17 protein-coding genes are annotated in these 17,728 nt (G+C 44.2%); 6 read left to right on the top strand and 11 right to left on the bottom strand.

The window, feature by feature from the left end; all coding sequences use genetic code 11:
- Positions 1-2: 2 nt before the first annotated feature.
- From cysG to J3998_RS00950, 4 genes are read left to right on the top strand one after another with little or no spacing between them, the layout of a single operon-like run.
- Positions 3-1,454 carry a siroheme synthase CysG gene (gene cysG / locus J3998_RS00965; protein ID WP_208146501.1) on the top strand — a complete coding sequence of 484 codons (1,452 nt, stop codon included), beginning with the start codon at positions 3-5 and terminating at the stop codon, positions 1,452-1,454.
- Positions 1,451-2,509, top strand: a complete 1,059-nt coding sequence (locus J3998_RS00960; RefSeq protein WP_208146499.1) for a glycosyl transferase family protein — start codon at positions 1,451-1,453, stop codon at positions 2,507-2,509. The genes cysG and J3998_RS00960 overlap by 4 nt, the downstream gene beginning before the upstream one ends.
- Complete coding sequence (locus J3998_RS00955; protein WP_208146497.1) at positions 2,509-3,720, top strand: molybdopterin molybdotransferase MoeA; 1,212 nt, start codon at positions 2,509-2,511, stop codon at positions 3,718-3,720. Before J3998_RS00960 ends, J3998_RS00955 begins: the two co-directional genes overlap by 1 nt.
- Positions 3,717-4,301: an NTP transferase domain-containing protein gene (locus tag J3998_RS00950; protein ID WP_208146495.1), complete on the top strand. Its 585-nt coding sequence runs from the start codon at positions 3,717-3,719 to the stop codon at positions 4,299-4,301. Before J3998_RS00955 ends, J3998_RS00950 begins: the two co-directional genes overlap by 4 nt.
- 195 nt (positions 4,302-4,496) lie before the next feature.
- Here J3998_RS00950 and J3998_RS00945 read toward each other — a convergent pair whose 3' ends face one another.
- The 8 genes from J3998_RS00945 to J3998_RS00910 form a co-directional block, all read right to left on the bottom strand.
- Positions 4,497-4,742 (bottom strand): hypothetical protein, encoded by a 246-nt coding sequence (locus J3998_RS00945; RefSeq protein ID WP_208146493.1) that lies wholly within the window; start codon positions 4,740-4,742, stop codon positions 4,497-4,499.
- A gap of 283 nt (positions 4,743-5,025) precedes the next feature.
- Positions 5,026-5,637 carry a DUF2238 domain-containing protein gene (locus tag J3998_RS00940; RefSeq protein ID WP_208146491.1) on the bottom strand — a complete coding sequence of 204 codons (612 nt, stop codon included), beginning with the start codon at positions 5,635-5,637 and terminating at the stop codon, positions 5,026-5,028.
- Positions 5,638-5,778: 141 nt separating this feature from the next.
- Positions 5,779-6,288 carry a cytochrome P460 family protein gene (locus J3998_RS00935; RefSeq protein WP_208146488.1) on the bottom strand — a complete coding sequence of 170 codons (510 nt, stop codon included), beginning with the start codon at positions 6,286-6,288 and terminating at the stop codon, positions 5,779-5,781.
- 233 nt (positions 6,289-6,521) lie between these two features.
- Positions 6,522-7,286 carry an anti-sigma factor gene (locus J3998_RS00930; protein ID WP_208146486.1) on the bottom strand — a complete coding sequence of 255 codons (765 nt, stop codon included), beginning with the start codon at positions 7,284-7,286 and terminating at the stop codon, positions 6,522-6,524.
- On the bottom strand, positions 7,283-7,843 hold the full coding sequence (locus J3998_RS00925) for a sigma-70 family RNA polymerase sigma factor (protein ID WP_208146484.1): 561 nt from the start codon (positions 7,841-7,843) through the stop codon (positions 7,283-7,285). The genes J3998_RS00930 and J3998_RS00925 overlap by 4 nt, the downstream gene beginning before the upstream one ends.
- 300 nt (positions 7,844-8,143) lie before the next feature.
- Positions 8,144-8,443, bottom strand: coding sequence for a low-complexity protein (locus J3998_RS00920; protein WP_208146482.1), 300 nt, complete (start codon positions 8,441-8,443; stop codon positions 8,144-8,146).
- Between the two features lie 268 nt (positions 8,444-8,711).
- Positions 8,712-9,995: a 6-phosphofructokinase gene (locus tag J3998_RS00915; protein WP_208146480.1), complete on the bottom strand. Its 1,284-nt coding sequence runs from the start codon at positions 9,993-9,995 to the stop codon at positions 8,712-8,714.
- Between the two features lie 70 nt (positions 9,996-10,065).
- Complete coding sequence (locus tag J3998_RS00910) at positions 10,066-11,271, bottom strand: ribonuclease D (protein ID WP_208146478.1); 1,206 nt, start codon at positions 11,269-11,271, stop codon at positions 10,066-10,068.
- 143 nt (positions 11,272-11,414) lie between these two features.
- On the opposite strand from J3998_RS00910, the gene mpl reads away from it, so the two are divergent.
- On the top strand, positions 11,415-12,770 hold the full coding sequence (gene mpl / locus J3998_RS00905) for a UDP-N-acetylmuramate:L-alanyl-gamma-D-glutamyl-meso-diaminopimelate ligase (RefSeq protein ID WP_208146467.1): 1,356 nt from the start codon (positions 11,415-11,417) through the stop codon (positions 12,768-12,770).
- Positions 12,771-12,883: 113 nt separating this feature from the next.
- Here the strand turns inward: mpl and J3998_RS00900 are convergent, their stop codons facing one another.
- The 3 genes from J3998_RS00900 to J3998_RS00890 form a co-directional block, all read right to left on the bottom strand.
- Positions 12,884-13,204 carry a hypothetical protein gene (locus J3998_RS00900; RefSeq protein WP_208146465.1) on the bottom strand — a complete coding sequence of 107 codons (321 nt, stop codon included), beginning with the start codon at positions 13,202-13,204 and terminating at the stop codon, positions 12,884-12,886.
- Positions 13,205-13,414: 210 nt separating this feature from the next.
- Complete coding sequence (locus J3998_RS00895; protein ID WP_208146463.1) at positions 13,415-13,939, bottom strand: elongation factor P hydroxylase; 525 nt, start codon at positions 13,937-13,939, stop codon at positions 13,415-13,417.
- Between the two features lie 75 nt (positions 13,940-14,014).
- Positions 14,015-14,902: a DUF6502 family protein gene (locus J3998_RS00890; protein ID WP_208146460.1), complete on the bottom strand. Its 888-nt coding sequence runs from the start codon at positions 14,900-14,902 to the stop codon at positions 14,015-14,017.
- A gap of 216 nt (positions 14,903-15,118) precedes the next feature.
- Between J3998_RS00890 and hrpB the strand changes: the two genes are divergently transcribed.
- Positions 15,119-17,650, top strand: coding sequence for an ATP-dependent helicase HrpB (hrpB, locus tag J3998_RS00885; protein WP_208146458.1), 2,532 nt, complete (start codon positions 15,119-15,121; stop codon positions 17,648-17,650).
- Positions 17,651-17,728: the final 78 nt, after the last annotated feature.

Here is a 17,728-nt window from a genome sequence, read left to right as displayed (position 1 = left end):
AAATGGATTATTTACCGATTTTTAGCAAGATTAAAGACCAGCATTGTTTGATTGTCGGCGGCGGGGCTGTTGCTGCCCGCAAAGCAGATCTGTTTATTAAAGCGGGTGCGATTGTGACCGTTATCTCACCGGAACTTAAACAGGAAATGAATTATCACCTTGCGCGTGGTTTGGTGATTTGGCAATGGGGAGAATTCAGCGTTGAGTTAATGCAGCAAGTGCCACGTCCGCAGTTGGTGATTTCTGCGACCGATAACCAAGCAGTCAATTTAGCCGTACATGCTTATTGCCAAGAGCAAGGGATTGCGGTGAATGTCGCTGATCAAACCGAGTATTGTGATTTTATCTTGCCGGGCATTGTTGAACGCGGTTCGATGACGGTCGCAGTTTCTACCGGAGGGCGCTCGCCGGTGTTGGCGCGTTTAATGAAGTCGCGTTTGGATACGCAAATTCCATACGGCTTTGCTAAAGCAACCGAATTGGTCGGTAAATATCGCCAAGCGGTTAAAGAGAAAATTCTGCATCCAGATGGCCGAAAGCAGTTTTGGGAAGAGTTATTGAATGGTGTGTTTCTTGACAAAGCTGTGCAGGGCGAGGAAGCCCAAGCCGAACAGATTCTACAAAGCAAACTAGCACAAGATTCACAAACAGGATACCAACCGCAGGGCGAAGTTTATTTAATCGGTGCAGGGCCGGGTGATCCAGAGCTGATGACCTTTAAAGCATTGCGCCTTTTGCAACAGGCTGATGTGGTGGTGTATGACCGTTTGGTTTCTGATGAAATTGTGGATATGGCACGCCGCGAAGCCGAACGCGTATATGTCGGTAAACGTGAGCGTTGGCACCGAATGCCGCAAACCAAAATTACGCAATTGTTATTGGAATTGGCACAGCAAGGTAAAAAAGTTGCACGTCTAAAAGGCGGCGACCCTTATATTTTTGGTCGCGGTGCCGAAGAAGTGGAATTGCTGGCGGAGCATGGCGTCCCTTATCAGGTGGTTCCGGGGATTACTGCGGCAGCGGGTTGTGCTGCCTATGGTGATTTTCCACTTACTCACCGTGATTATTCTCATTCGGTGTCGCTGGTGACTGGTCATGAACAGGCTGGAGCGGATGAAATTGATTATGCGCGTTTGGCAAGTTCCGGTGACACCATGGTGTTCTATATGGGCATCAAAAACGCGGCCAAAATTCAACAGGGGTTAATCGCTCACGGCGTTAATGCAGATATGCCGGCAGCGATTATTGAAAACGGCACTCGGGTTAATCAAAAAGTCACCGAAACGACTCTTGGTGAACTATCGCAAACCATTGCCAATAATAAAATTCAGCCGCCGGCTTTATTGGTGGTGGGCGAGGTGCTCAAGGTGCGTCAAAAGCTCAACCAACTAAAGTTAGCGGCGGCGCAACGTCAGAACTCAGCTGAAACCGAGTTGCTGAAGGTCGCAATATGATTGCAGTGGTACCTAGTCCAAATCCTATCGCAAAACCTAAAGATGATTTACCTTTTAGCGAGTACTTGCGCATTTTGGGCAAGGGGCCTAAGACCCGTCGTTCGTTGACTGATGATGAAGCTGCACAAGCTTTGCAAATGGTATTGCAAGGAGCGGTGACCGATCGACAGCTAGGTGCTTTTTTGTTGTTAATGCGTGCTAATGGCGAATCAAACGATGAGCTTCAAGGTTTTTTAGGCGAGTTGCGTCGTTACTACGCTCTCGGCAGCGATATTAATTCGGGAATTGATTTGGATTGCTCGGCCTATGCAGGTAAATGGCGTTATCCTCCGTACTATTTACTGGCTATCAAATTATTGGTGCAAAACGGTTTTCGAGTTCTATTGCATGGCGATAGCGGGCAATTTAGCAATCGCGTTTATGCGCATGATTTACTTGAACCGCTTGGGTTTAGCATTGCTAAAAACAGACAAGACGCAAAACAGCTGCTTGCCAGCAATGGACTCACTTATTTGCCATTACAAACTTTTGCGCCGGAGTTACGTGAAATTCTGCACCTTAAAGAAGAGCTGGGGGTGAGAACCGTTTTCAATACTTTGGTGAAGCTGATTAATCCATTAAATGCCAAGGCCTCGATGCAGGGAATTTACCACAAAGGAGTTGAGAACCTACATGATGCTGGCGCACAGACGATCAAAACCCAAGCCAACTTGGTTTTCAAGGGCGAAGGCGGAGAACCGGAAATACGTCCTGATGCATTGAACAAGCTTTATCTGTCCCAGACGAACAGTGATTTGCTTGAGGTGGTGATAAAAGCCAAAATCGAACGACAACGCCGTCCGGAAACTTGGAAAAATGAGGATTTGCTACATCTTTGGAAAGGTGAAAAGGCTGATTTATATGGTGAGCAAGCGGTGATTTGTACCGCTGCTGCCGGCTTGCTGTCGATTCGTTGTTCGCAAAACACGGCTGTTTTTAAGGCTACAGAATTAGCCGGATGGTATGAAGAGTGTTATTTGTTGGCGACCAAATTTTGGAAGCAAAGGAGCGACTGATGTTAATGCAAGCGAAACCACAATTTGACGAATTTGATGACGTTTTTGAGTCTTTGATGAGCAGGGTAACCGCTTTGCAAACAACAGAAATGGTTCCTTTATTGGCTGCGCAAAATCGAGTATTGGCCGAAGATATTTTCTCACCAATGAATGTTCCCGATAAAGCGATTAGCGCAATGGATGGCTATGCTTTGAATTTAAAGGATGGAACTGCGTTCTTGAAAATCGCAGCAAGTCAGTTTGCCGGCCCAAATATCAGTGAGCCTTTAGCAAAAGGTGAGTGCATTAAAATCATGACAGGGGCGGTCATTCCAGATAACGGCACGGCCGTTATTCCGGTTGAAATGGCGGCAATTCAGCAGCGCTTAGATGGCGATTATCTATTTAATCCTAAAAATGAGTTGCAAACTCAACATATTAAAACCGTCGGTTCTGATATCAAGCTAGGGCAAGTTTTGGCTCGAAAGGGAACCCAGTTGAATGCCAAATTAATCGGCGTTTTATCTTCGGTAGGGATTGCCGAAGTTGAAGTGTCTAAAAGGTCAAAAGTGGCTTTGCTTACCCTCGGGGATGAACTCGGGACGCCGGGAAAACCGTTGGCGAATGGCGCAGTTTTTAACGCCAATTGGTACTTGTTGGAAAGTTTATTGCAGAAACAGAATATTGATTATCTGGGGCACTGGCAATTGCAAGATGATTTGCAGGAGATTGATTGCAAAATCCAACAATTGAGCAAGCAAGCCGATTTGATTCTCAGTATTGGCGGTAGCTCGCAAGGAGATAAGGATTGGATGCCGAAAGCGTTAAGTACGGCACAGGACTTTCAGCGATTTAAATTGAATATGAAACCGGCAAAACCTTTGTTGTATGCATATTCCGGCAAAGCTCATGTGCTCGCTTTACCCGGTAATCCGATTGCCGCTTTTTTTAGTTTTCAGTTATTTGCAGTGCCTTTTTTACAAAAACTTTCCGGGCGAATTTACCGAGATTTCAGCCAGCCAGCCAAGGAGTCACTACGATTAACTCAGGCTATTTCATCGACTTCTAAACTGAGATGGATGCCGGTAATCAAACAAGATTGTGAGTGTGTACCCTTGCAGATCGGTTCTAGTCAACTGGCATTGCTATGCCAAGCAGATGGCTTTGTACGTATTGAGGCAAACCAAGATTATCCGCTAGGTAGTCGGGTTAATTACTGGCAAGAGCTATGATTGGTGTAGTGATACTTGCCGGCGGCCAAGGACGACGTATGGGCGGACAAGATAAAGGTTGGTGTCAGCTCGCTGGAAAAGCCTTTATTGAAATTGTTTTAGAGAAGCTCGAACGTCAAGTAAGTCTACTTAATCAACCTGTGCAGATTGTAATCAGCGCGAATCGTAATATTGAACAATATCGGCAATTTGGGGTTCCGGTAATTACTGATTTACGTGACGGTTTTCAGGGTCCCTTAGCCGGTGTGGAAACGGCATTAAATTACGGCTTAAAGAATGACATCTCAATATGGATAACCTGTCCAATAGATTGCTTGCAATTGCCGGATGATTATCTGCAAAAAATGTCTCGGAACCTGTCGGAGAAGATAGTCGTCTGGGCGCAAAACGGTCGGCAGCATTTTAGCCATATGAGGTTAACGACCAAGAGTTTTACGGTTTTGCAGGATTACTTAAGCGATCAGAATTCGATAAAGGGTTTTCTTTATCAACAAGGCCATAATCAACAATTCGCATCGGATTCAATAGAAAGTGATAACTGGCTTTTTAATGTCAATGGAATTGAGGCGTTACAGGTTTAAACTTATTCTGGAAAGGGATGCAGAGTAACAATAAAGCCGGTTCTGTAAAAAGAAAAACCTCAGATGGTAATTTGGTAACGACGGTGCCAAGACAATATCACTTGCAAAAGACAAGTATAATGGGCAAAGAATGGGTTTTAGGAGTACTGTTATTTTTGTAGGTTGGCCAACTGAAACTAGTTGGCCGATAGAGGGCTAAGCATCATAAGTTCGGTCTTCACGGATAGTCTCAAGTCCGACTTTTGCAGCGAGTCCTGCGATGAAAACTAAAGTGACTGCGAATAGAGTAAATAGTCCGATTTGGTATCCTGCAAGTTGCTGTAATTGGAACATTTGCATGATGTTGTTGTTAGCGTGGAAAAATACATTGAACCAGATTGCAAGTAAGCTAATGGTTAATGCCAGTAGGACGCATCCTTGGAAGCTACATCTAGAAAGCATATTAGTATCCTCTTAATTTAAGTGTGGAAAAATACCTGTTTAAGCTTTAGTTATAGTATGCGTATTTTTACTCAGTATGTAAATGGCGATAAGTAAAAATATGAGTAAATTATTTTTCATAACGAGTACTTTCTTTGTATTCAATTGAATATTTCACATCATTTGATGCCTAAGATAACAACCGAGAATGCGACAAAAAGTCAGATTCCGGTTCAATTTTGGTATGGTGATTGTGTCTGAAGTGTTTTAAATGTCTTGAACAGTGAGGTGTTGAGACAACTTGCTAGAAAGATTTAGGTAATTGTTGAATCTGTTTTGTGTGGGTTTTGCTAAGTAGGATCAGTGCGCTAACGGCACCAATGAGAGCGTAAAGCATATCGGATTGTGTATCCCAAATATAACCTTGGGTTCCTAAGAAAGATTCTGCAGCTTCTTCACTTAAAAGGGCTGTCCACCATTCAATGAGTTCGTAGAAAGCGCTAAAAGCCAAGCAGATGGAAACAACCATTAAATTTTGCCAAGCCACTTTGCTTTCGGCAATGACTCCCAAGCGAATAATAATTTCTCTAGCCAGAATTGCCGGCACAAAGCCTTGAGCAAAATGCCCGACCTTGTCATAGTGGTTTCGGCTTAGTTCGAATTGTTCTTCAAGCCAGTTAAAGAACGGTACTTCCGCATAGGTATAGTGGCCGCCAATCAATAAGATGATGCAGTGAATAAGAATTAACTGGTATAGCAGAGGGGTGAGAGGAAAAGATTTATAAGTCAGGGCGATAATGACGATAGCAATCATTGCCGGAATCACTTCTAGCCACCAAGTTAAACGGTCGTATGGATTGATTGCCGACCAGATAAAAAACGCTATAAAGACGCTAAGCCAGATCCACTTTTTCATAGCAACTCCTAGTCAACTCACTTTAATTTGAACTTAAATAATATTCGCCTTTTGTGTTGCCGAGCATGATAAAGATTAGCTTTACATGGGATTGTTTGGTGAAAAAACCGCCAGAAAGCTTAACTCTGGCGGTTCTGAAAATTATCGATTAGCAAAGTATTTATTGTAGTGAAAGATATAGTCGCTTGTTGTTAGCGGTAAGTGGCAGCTACGACAACCATCATAATTTACATCTAACTTATTTCCTTTGCCGTCAAATGCACTATAAGCCCAGTCTCCGTTTTGAAGACCAGCCGGTGCGTATTTACCGTTTCCGGCATTCTTGTACATCACGAACACTTTTTGCAGTTCGCCTTTGGTCATTGAACCAGCAGAGCCGGACGCTTTATAAATTTCCATTACACTCACCGTGCCGTCAGCAAAGGGTTGGCCTTTTTGGGCTTTTGCGCCAATGCTATTGATATAAATGTCGCGAATGTGGCCGGATTTTTTTTCGATACCGCTAAGAAAGGCATCCCACTGTTTATAGTCAGCCGGCATTGCCATGCTCCCGTCTTTAGCAGCGCCTGCTTGTGCCTGAGTAGTGAATGCTAAACTTGCGAAGACTGCGCAAAGGGTCAGAGCTTTAGAGTTGATAGTTGGTGTTCTCATCGGATTACCTCTTTCGATCGTCATTGAGATGGTGAGAGCACTTTCATAAATTTAAAGGCTCTCAAAGAAAGGAACGAAATGGCAAACTGATTGGATGCAAAATAGTTGATAAGTTTTTTAAAAGTCAAAGCCGCATAAGAAGGTGCACTGTGAACAAGTGCAGATTATTTTAGGCACCGCGTAAAAGCGCGGTTGTTGTCCTTAATATACGGTTCGCAAAAGAAAGTTGTAGGTTATATTTTATTGACATCACCTAAGTAAACTGGGGCACTTGTTGGCAGACCGGTTGGCGAACCTCCGGCTGGTTCGATACTGACCGCGAATTTTTTCACCTTAGCCACTAACATCATTTGCTGTTCTGTAAGTTTTAACTCATATTCGCCAACTTCCGGCATTAATCCCAGAGATTTTGGTTGCTCTACACCATCGGCAATAATCCAAAGTTCATAAGTTCGTTGATGATCAAGCCTTAGCGCTTGCAACGTCTGCACATGAATGCGCTGCGTACCTTGATGGTATTTTAAAAGCCAGCCAGCTTGTTTATCGTCATTAATCAAGACGGCAAGATGTTGGTTGGTTGCCTCGTCCATTACAAACTGTTGGGTATTGTCATTTATTGGCAGGCTTATTTGCGTTATCCCAATATAAGCAGTTAAACCAACGGTTGCAAGACTGGCGGCAATTGCCCAAGTTTTAATCCAATTCGTTTGCTGGATTTGTGGCGTGCTTTGTAAGTTTCTTCTGATTTGACTTATCGACTTCGGTTTTTCATAAAACAGCTGAGATGCGATATTGTTCCAGACATGGCGCGGCGGCGTTCTTTCCGGAATCGATAGGCTTAATAGGTTCCATAGTGCTTCGCTACGTTGAACTTGTTCTCGTAATTGAGAATTTTGACGCATGCGTTTTTCAAAATTGCGGCGTGCTTGTTGAGACATCAACCCTATTACATAATCATCTGCTAAACGTTGTTGCAAGTTGCTCTTATTTAGTTTCATCGCTGCATACACTCCCTGACACTTTCCATACCACGTCGTATCCAAGATTTAATGGTACCCAGAGGACGTTTTAATCGTGTCACCATTTCACTGTGTGAATAGCCGTAGTAGTAAGAAAGTAATACTGACTTACGTTGTTGCGAATCAAGCGCTTTCAAGCACTCTTGCAGTAACTGCAAATGCTGGTCTTCATCGACATGAAGCTCATGAATAAAAAAGTCTTCACCTTGTTGCAGGGCGAGCTGTTCGTTGGCCATGGCTTCACTTCGGTTTTGTTGCGATTTCTCGCGACGGATAATATCCAAAGCGCGATACCGGACAATGGTTGCCATCCAAGCAAAAGCACTGCCTTTTTCGGGGTCATATTCCGACGCCTTATGCCAAATATGTACAAAAGCTTCTTGTAGAGCTTCGTCGGCTAATTCACCATTCTGCAATAATCGCATTGCTGTGCCGTACAGCTTTGGAGATGCCTGTTGGTAAAGTTGTTCGAATGCGGTTTGGCTGTGTGTGCCGCATAGCACGAGTAGTTTTTGTATTTCTGCTTGATTCTGCATTGCGCCTCTCATTTACACAGCACCGGATACTTTTTTTCTAGCAAGATAAAGATTCGGTTTATCTGGGTTTACAACCTTTTCAGCGCTTTAAAGCTTAACATTGATAAATACGTTGCGAGGCAAAATTTGGATGCAAAATTTTTATGTATATATGCGATTTGCGAGGTTTTTAGACAAGTGTCTGTCGTTGAAGTGGAGATAGGTTAAAAACACTACCGTTGTTTGAGTTTGCTTATCAATAACGGTAGTGCTTGGTGAAGTCATTTGGACTTGTTCTGCGTTTCCCTAGCTCTTAAAACGTTATTTTGTTGCACCGCATTTTGCTGAACCGCACTTAGACGGTTTTTCGGTAGCGCCGCATTTACCTGCACCACATTTCATTTCACTACCGCATTTCTTTTCGCTGCCACATTTTTTCTCTCCACCACATTTGGCAGTACCGCATTTTTTCTCGCTACCGCATTTCGCATGACCATCGGCAATAAGAAGAGTTTGTGAGCCATCTAGCATTTGGAATGGGTTAGTTTGTGCCATAGCCGTACCTGAAAGCATCAATGCACTCATCGCTAGACCGATAAAAATAGATTTCAATTTCAACATGAGGATTCTCCAGAGTTTCTCAAAATTAACCTGTAACCGAAGTTACTATTAATGATTACGGTACTTGACTAAATTTGGATGCAGGCATGTCAAGAATATTCTTTGTCGGTAAGTGCTTGCCGGTCAAATACGCAGATAAAGGATATATTAAATGGACGCTGAGAGAAATTCTTTTTTGGATGGGAAGCAGCAAATTGTATGAGGATAAAAGATAAGAAAATTTTAATATTAAATGCCGCATTGTTGGATGCGGCATGTTGAGATTAGATTATTTGACAGCGATGAAAGTGGGCAGAACAGGATCTACTCGCTGTGAATGGATGGGGGTGATTGCCGGTAAACCGTTGACAAAAGGAGGTTGGCGCTCACCTTGAATTAGAGGCAATAAATAATCAAGTCCGGCATCGGTAATATCCATGCCGTCGGCACTAATGAATTGGTCTGGTACGCGCAGTTCCAAGTTTGCAACTTCCTGCAAATCAACCGATTGATAATCCCATGCAAATGGCTCATCAGAGGTTTTAATTACTACCGGCAAGGTTCCGTGCTCGCCGTTGATTGCCGCGAGAACAGCCGCCTTTCCAGCGCCGTAAGCCATTAGCCAATCGGTTTCGGAAACACAATGGCTGGCTGAACGTTGTAGATAATCTGGAATCGCACAGTGGGTTTTGCAATCAAGATGGTCGGCGGCGATTTTCGCGATTACTTCGCCGACGCCACCAAGTTGGGTATAGTCTTGTTCGATGGTGTGTTCAACGGCCGTAATATTGACATAATTGCCGTGTTCGTCTTGCAGTCCCTCGGAGACCATGCACACGCAGTACCCTTGTTGTTCGACCAGTTCGCTGACCCGCTGTAAGAAGGCTTCGCGTCTAAAAGGGCGCTCTGCTGGAAGAAGTAATAGCGGCGCGTCTGGAATGACTTTCTTTACCAAACCGGCAGCCATCGTTAGCCAACCGACGTTCCGGCCCATCGCTTCCATCACAAAGAATTTGGTCGAGGTCTCATGCATTGAGCGAATATCTAAGGTTGCTTCGATAAAGCTGGTTGCTAAGTATTTAGCGGCACTGCCAAAGCCAGGGCTACAGTGTGATAAAGCTAAATCGTTGTCGATGGTTTTGGCTACGCCGATACAGATCACTTCATGACCGTGCGCACGACAATAGTCAGAGACTTTTTGTGCGGTGACCATTGAACCGTTGCCGCCATTGTAGAAGAAATAACCGATTTGATACTGTTTGAAAACTGCTAGCACCCGCTCATACTGTGCCGGGTTATGCTCCAGTGGATCAAGATCGAAGCGGCAGGCGTGAAAAGCGGCGCCGGGTTGATATTTAAGTTGTTCAAGAACTGTATTATCAATATCGCTTAAATCAATCAGTTCTTCCTCAAGCACACCTTTAATGCCGTTAATTGCGGCGTAGCTCTTGCCAAAAATTTGCGGGTATTGCTGTACCGTTTCGATTACCGCTGCCGCAGAGGCGTTAATTACCGCTGTGACGCCGCCGGCTTGAGCATACAGAACATTATTGGCCTGTGGTGCTTGAGACATATCAGAACTCCAAATAAGTAAAATTTAATATGGGTTTATTCTAATGGATTCAGCCTGAAAATTATGCGTATTAATCGGTCATTAAGGTTATCTTTTGATGACGAAGACAGACATTCCCATGACCGCTCAGCCATTTCTGTAAAGGGGTGCCGAGAATCAACTGCCGCCAACCGCTCATTGGCGACTGTTGCGGTTCTCTGATTAGTTGTAATAAATCTTCTTTCGAGGTGAGATTATTGACTTGTAGTAGATAGTCGCGGGCTATTTGTTGGCTGAGTGCTTGAGCGATAAGAAGTAAAGACTCTTCCTCAGCCGACGGCGTTTTAGGCGAAGCGGGTAGTTGCGGATAATCGTCGGCATGCATGGTAAAAACCTCGTCGATAAATTGGATGAGGGTTTCGCCAAATTCACGCACGCTAGAGGCTTTAATGTTCGGAACCTTATAGAGCGCTTGCGCGGTTTGCGGCGGGCGTTTTGCAATACCGATAATAACCTCGTCGCTTAAACTCCATTTTTTTGGCTGATTATTTTCAACGGCATGGGTTTCGCGCCAAGCAGCCAATTTCTGTACGATAGCGAGCTGTTTGGGTTTGAGGCGTTTTGTGCCCTTAATTTTCAACCAAGCTTGTTGCGGTTCAGTGACGTATAGCGTCTCCTGTAGCAGAGAGTCATTGTCCTCTTGTAGCGCACTAAGCTGGACTTGACTGAGTTTAGTTTGGCAGGTTTGATAAAGGTCAACCAAGTAATCGACATCATCCAAAGCGTATTCAATTTGCTCAGCACTTAGTGGACGGGCATGCCAGTTGGTACGTGTCTGGCTCTTTGGTAATTGCACCCCAAGTTGTGCTTCGATGACTCTGGCAAAACCGGCCAAATCACCTTGCCCTAAGAAAACCGCTGCAATCTGAGTATCGAAAATATTTTGCGGCATGACATTCTGCAGTTGAAACAGCACTTCGATATCTTGTCGGGCGGAATGGAAAACCTTACGGATTTTAGTGTTGGCGAGTAGGTCGACCAATGCTTGTAAAGGAAATTGTTGTTCTGAAGGACGAGCATTAGCCAGGATTGCAATCGGATCAAGTAGATAAAATTCTTTTTGCGGTGTCGCCACCTGCACCAAACTCAGTTCTGGAAAATAGGTGTCAACTCGAACGAATTCGGTATCTACGGCTAGCCATTCGACATCAGCTTCAATGAACTGCTGGCAAACGTGTTGAAGCTGTTGTGAGGTTTCAATGTATTGATAAGGGCGTTGTGTTGAGTTTGAAGGCATCTTGGCAACTTTCATCATGTGTATTACAGCGAAGTTTAGCCAGATGAAGCCAAGCTGGCAAATTTAACTGGGTAGGATGGCATTGGAATAGCGCACACTTTGCGTACAATAGACGTTTTTACAAGAATTCAGGAAAAAAGCGGGTGAAGATTCATATTCTTGGCATTGCCGGAACATTTATGGGCGGTGTCGCGCAATTAGCGAAAGCTAAAGGCTTTACGGTAACAGGGTCTGATAAGGCAATCTATCCGCCGATGAGTACCCAATTAGAGCAAGCCGGAATCCGTGTTTCCGACGATGAAGATTGCACTTTTCTGCAACAAGCACCGGATTGCGTGGTGATCGGCAATGCTAAGAGTCGCGGGCAGACGACCGTTGAAGCAACTTTAAATGCACAACAAGTTTATCAATCCGGCCCGCAATGGTTAGCGGAGAATATTCTGCAAGACCGCTGGGTAGTGGCGGTTGCCGGTACTCATGGTAAAACGTCAACCAGCTCGATGGTGGCATGGATTCTTGAAGATGCCGGTCTTAATCCCGGTTTTCTGATTGGCGGGGTTCCGGAAAATTTCGGGGTTTCTGCTCGTTTAGGTGCCGCGCCGTTTTTTGTCGTTGAAGCGGATGAATATGACACCGCTTTTTTTGATAAACGCTCTAAGTTTGTCCATTATCATCCTCGTACCTGTGTGTTAAATAACCTTGAATTCGACCATGCTGATATTTTCGATTCGATTGAAGATATTCAGCGACAGTTCCACCATCTCGTGCGCACCGTTCCGCAAAACGGCCTTATTGTCATGCCGAATGATGAAAGCAATATAGATGACGTGATTGCAATGGGTGTCTGGACGCCGATACAAACTCAGGGCGATAAGGCTGATTGGAGCTATAAATTACTCGCTGAAGACGGTTCAAAATTTGCCGTTAGTTTGCAAAATGAATTCTTAGGTGAAGTTAATTGGCCGATGAGCGGCCTGCATAATGTCCGTAATGCGTTAAGTGCTATCGCCGCCACGGTGCATTGTGGCGTCCCTCCCAAAATCGCGGTAGATGCTCTGAATCGTTTTCAAGGCATTCGCCGTCGTATGACCTTAGTCGGCACTGCTAACGATATTGAGATTTATGATGATTTTGCCCATCATCCAACGGCTATTGCCACCACCTTAGCGGGCGCGAAACATTCGCAAGAAAACGGTGGGCGTTTGATTGCCGTTTTTGAGCCGCGTTCCAACACCATGCGAATGGGAATTCATGCCGAGACTTTGCCTGCGTCTTTTAATGATGCGGATGCGGTTTTTGCTTTTATTGATCCCCAATGGGACTGGCAGCTGCCACTAACAAAGTTTTCGCAGCCTATTAGCGTTGCGCGATCTTACGATGACCTATTAAATGAACTACAAAAACAACTGCAACCGCGTGATCGTGTGGTGATTATGAGCAATGGGGCTTTTGGTGGAATTCATCATAAGCTGCTGGCTGCTTTGTCGGTATTGAGCTAGGAATCGAAAATGTGGGCACTCCTAGAAATTACGGTTGTTGTCGTGCTGGCTTTGTTAATTTGGTGGTGGATTAAGCCGCCACCAGAAGGGTGAATCGTTGATTCTACTTTTCGTTAACAATCATCGGAATAACCTGAACCTCGTTCCATAATGCTGTAGATCAAGTCATGTCGGATTTTTTTCAGCAGCGTTCTATCGACGCCTGTAACCGGCAATAAATCTTCCGCTTTGCGACAAGTATAATACTGGCAGTGTATCGAGATACGCTCGGCGGTTCTTTGCGGGATTTGCAAAGCCTCGGCAATTTCGTGGGAACTGGCTAAATTGACGTTAACCGCGCTTGCTTGCAATTTGGGCGTAATCAGCAATAGCCCTAAGAGAATAGCGGTTACTGGATTTTTCAAGTAACGAATAAGGGTAGAGTAATAAAGCATATTCAACTCCTGAAACGAGGTAATCAAGCTGACTTCTTATCAAGCTGCGATGAAAATCAAATGTTTCCTTAGCTGCTAATCGGAATTGGGGCTTCATCCACAAGCCAAGACGATCCTTGTTCTATCTCAGTGATAATGCATGTATCGACCTGATTTCCTCCATGAAAAACCAAAATGTAAAGGATTAGTTTACCTAGACGGTATAACTCTTCACAGAGTAAATTCTGATTTTTGTAATGGATTGTTACTGCGGAAATGGGATTCTAAGGCATGTTGCCACATGGCGGCACGCTCGGGTAGTCCATTGTTTAGATAGTTTTGAACTTGTTCGAAAATTGCATTTTTAAATCTGTCTGAGATTTGATTATCGGCAGCGATATTGTCGGCGCTGAAGTGAAATTGAAAAGCGGCACTTTGCGAAAATATCCATTCCAATGCTTGTGGTTTAACCTCGACTTTCTCGAATTCTGCCTGACGTTGTTGTGACCGTCCATCTGGCTCGTACCAATATCCATAATCTTCTAACAGCCGCCTTTTTTCACCGGCAACGCACCAATGTGCAATCTCGTGAAGTGCTGAAGCGAAGAAACCGTGTGCAAAAACAATGCGGTGATGTGGGTACTGCTCATCAGCTGGGCGATATATCGGTTCGGGCTCGCAACAGACTAGCTGAGTATTAAAGGTGTTTAGAAAAGTTTGGTTAAACAGTGAAATAAGGGTTTCGGTTTGGTGCATAAGTTATTGGTAAGAATTTCTTAACAGATCAAAGATCTTTGCCCAAGCGTTAGTGGGTTAGCTTGGACATTGAATTTATGGTTTATCTTGTTCGGCAACTTCGCTTAAATTTCGATAAAAATAACTACCGAAATGTATGGCGGAATTGGCGTTTGCGTGTTGTACATCTTTTTGTTGCAGTTGGCTGGCTAGCTGGTTGATTTCCAGTAAGGAGTTGAGAGCGTTCTCTTTTGCTTTACTCTCTAGAATTTGCACCGATTTTTCGCTGAGGTTTTTATAATAGACTGAACGGTCGAACATCGGTGCCGCTCGTGCCGCTGTCTGCGGATCGATATGATCGTCTTCGGTAAGAGGTTTAGCTTGTAAATTATGATTGATGATTTCTAGGTGGTAGTGAATGTTACGGCCGGCAAAAAATACTTTTTCATCTTCGTCCTCATCAGGAACAAAGCTTTCTGCACTGAGGCAAACATAGTTATCTTGATCCAGATTGACAATGCCTTGATGTAACCAGTCATCTAACACCGAACGAAAATGTTTATCTTTCGATACAGAATAGACCAAACTTTCAAAGGAAGGTGCTTCGCCATTTCTAGCAAGTTTTAATGGTTTGTTTTGTTCATCGGTATAGTCTTCGGACGCTTGCCATAGTGCAATGATGGCAGCGCTAATTCCCGCTTTTATTTCCGGCTCGCTGATTTCATCCTGCAGGTTTTCGCGCAGACGTTTCACCTCTTTGCGGTGAATTCCAGTCAGTAGGCTGATGCGGCTATCTGTTAAGCGTTTGTTATCAAGTTTGAAGGATTCTTCAGCAACTTCTATATAGATTTGTTTTAGCGCTTCCAGCAATGAGGTATAGGTAATCCCTTTACTGAGAAGTAATTTGATTAATGGTTTTAGTATCTTTTTCAAAGCGCGTTTGAAGGCGCTGGATACGATTGGATTAATGAGAGCTTCTGACATTATTATTGTTTTCGTGAAAGTTTTGAAAATATTTTACAGCATTTTAGTAAGTGTTTTTGTCGCTAGCGATAAATTAAAATTTATGAAAATATCAACGTGTCTTATTTGCAATTATTATTGATATATAGCGATATAGAACTGTGTTGCGATTGATCTTCCTAAGGAGGTCGTAAAAACGATAAAATTAGCCCTTTCATTTTTATCCTCCAGATTATCATGCCTCAAACTTTAGTCCGCTCCTTTTCCTCTCAGCTCCCGATTGATAAAGTCCTTGATCAGTTAGCTTCTGAAGTGACAAGCTTTCCACAAGTTATTTTGCAGGCTGAGCCGGGAGCGGGTAAGTCAACTGCCGTGCCTTTAGCGTTATTATCTTTGGATGCTTTGCAAGGACAGAAAATTCTAATGTTAGAACCGCGTCGCTTAGCGGCAAAACGCTTGGCAGAGTTTTTGGCACAACAGTTGGATGAAAAAGTCGGGCAGAGCATTGGTTATCGGGTGCGCAATGAAAGCCAGGTGAGCGCTGAAACACGTTTGGAGATCATTACCGAAGGCGTGCTGACACGTCTGATTCAGAATGATCCAGAGTTAACCGGTGTCGGCTTGGTTATTTTTGACGAATTTCACGAACGAAATCTACAGGCGGATCTAGGCTTGGCTCTGTTGCTGGAAATCCAACAGGGGCTAAGAAACGATTTGCACTGTTTAATCATGTCGGCAACTTTAGATGAAGCGGAAATTAAAAAATTTCTTCCGCCGGCTCGTTCGGTGTTCTGTGCCGGTCGAAGTTATCCGGTGCAAATTTCTTATCAGCCGGCACCGTCCCAGAGCAGAATAGGTCAGCTTCCGCAATTGGCAAAGGTGTTAGCGCAAGCTTTGCAAGATTCAGATGGTGATATCTTACTGTTTTTAGCCGGTCAGGCGGAAATCCATAAGGCCATTCAAGAGTGTGCTGCAATTTGTCAAAAAGCCGATGCTTTAGCCTTGCCGCTGTATGGTAGTTTAAATCCCACGCAACAAAATGCCGTTTTTAAGAGAACGCCACAACGCAAAGTCATTTTTAGCACCAATATCGCGGAGACCTCAATTACCTTGGAAGGAATTACCGCGGTGATTGATAGTGGTTTGCAGAAACAGATGAACTACGATCCAAATGTCGGCATGAGTCGATTGTCATTGCAACGAATTAGCCAAGCGTCGGCAACTCAGAGAATGGGGCGTGCCGGTCGTGTTCAAGCGGGGCATTGTTATCGTTTGTGGAATGAAACACAACAACAAGGTTTATTGGCACATGATCAACCGGAAATCTGCCGTGTTGATCTGACCAACCTACGCATGGAAGTTGCGCAATGGGGGGTGAATTGCACTACTGAACTGGAATGGTTGACAGAACCTCCGGCGGCACATATTGCTGCTGCGGAAACGTTATTACAGCAGTTGGACTTTCTTTCTGAGCAAGGACGTTTGACCATGCAAGGTGAGCAGGCCATCGCTTTACATCCAGAGCCTCGATTCGCCAAGTTATTACAGACAGCTGAAGAGTTTAAAGTGCTTGAGTTAGCCTGTGATTTGATTGCTTTGTTACAAGAAGGGGACGTTATCGCACCGAGCCGACAAACTGAAACGGTGGATATTGCATTGCGCCTACATTGGCTGTGGCAGGCTTTGGATGATCATACCGCTGCTAGCCGATTGCACCGAGCGCGGTGGCAGAATTTTAAACTATCTCGGCAAAAGCTCTATCAACGTTTTGCTTTAGATTTCAAGAGAACCGGTGAGCGAGATATTGATAAGCTCGGTGTACTATTGGCACTTAGCTATCCTGACCGAATTGGTAAGGTTCGTGATCAGAATGGCAGCTATAAACTCAGCAATGGACGTGGCGTTCAGCTACCGGAAAACGATGCGATGCAGAGTGATTGGATTGTTGCGATTGATGTTAATGCGCAAACGCATTATCAAAATCAGTATGGTCGAATCTATTTGGCCGCGACACTGGATTGGTCTAGTGTCGAGAGCTTATTACCATTCGAGAGTCATCAATCAGTCGTTTTTAACAAACAGAAGCAGCGGGTTGAGGGACTTGAGCAGCTGTGGCTAGGCAAGTTGCTGGTTGCTTCAACGCCAACTAATAATGTACCGGCAGATTTGGCACAAGCTTGTCTTTTAGGCGCTCTTCAGAATGACCTGTCGCTTTTGCCGTGGTCAAAGGCAAGTAGCAATTTTGTTGAGCGTGCCAGTTGGTTATCTCAGTTTCAAGGGTTTGAAAGCTATCAGGTGTTAAATGAAAAAGCATTGCAGCAAGATGTTGGTTGGTTGCAACCCTATACCTTAAATATGGATTCAGTTGCCGATTTACAGAAACTAAATTTGTTACAAATTTTACAAGCGATGCTTGAATATAGTGATTTACAAGTCTTGGACAAAGAAGCGCCGGAAAATTATTTAGCGCCAAGTGGACGAGAGTTTCCGATTAGCTATCAAGATAAGCAAGCTAAGGTCAGTTTGCAACTACAGCAGTTGTTTGGCGAATTGGCTTCACCAAAATTGGCAGGCGGTGCGGTTTCGTTAACTTTTGAATTACTGTCACCGGCACAGAGGCCAATCCAGACCACCGCCGATTTAGCGAATTTTTGGCAAACGTCATATTTTGACGTAGCGAAGGAGATGCGTGGCAGGTATCCAAAACATCGTTGGCCGGATGAACCATTACGAGAGAAAGCCGGCGGTTCGGTTAAAAGACGTCAATAAACAATTGCCGAGCGTTATAAAGCGAGCAAAAGATTTTTAGAAAAGGTTATTGAAAAGAACGGTAAATCAAGTAACGCA

This window comes from Thiomicrorhabdus marina (assembly GCF_017571465.1).
GTDB classification, from domain to species: Bacteria; Pseudomonadota; Gammaproteobacteria; order Thiomicrospirales; family Thiomicrospiraceae; genus Thiomicrorhabdus; species Thiomicrorhabdus marina.
This window is presented reverse-complemented; position numbering and strand designations above follow the sequence as displayed.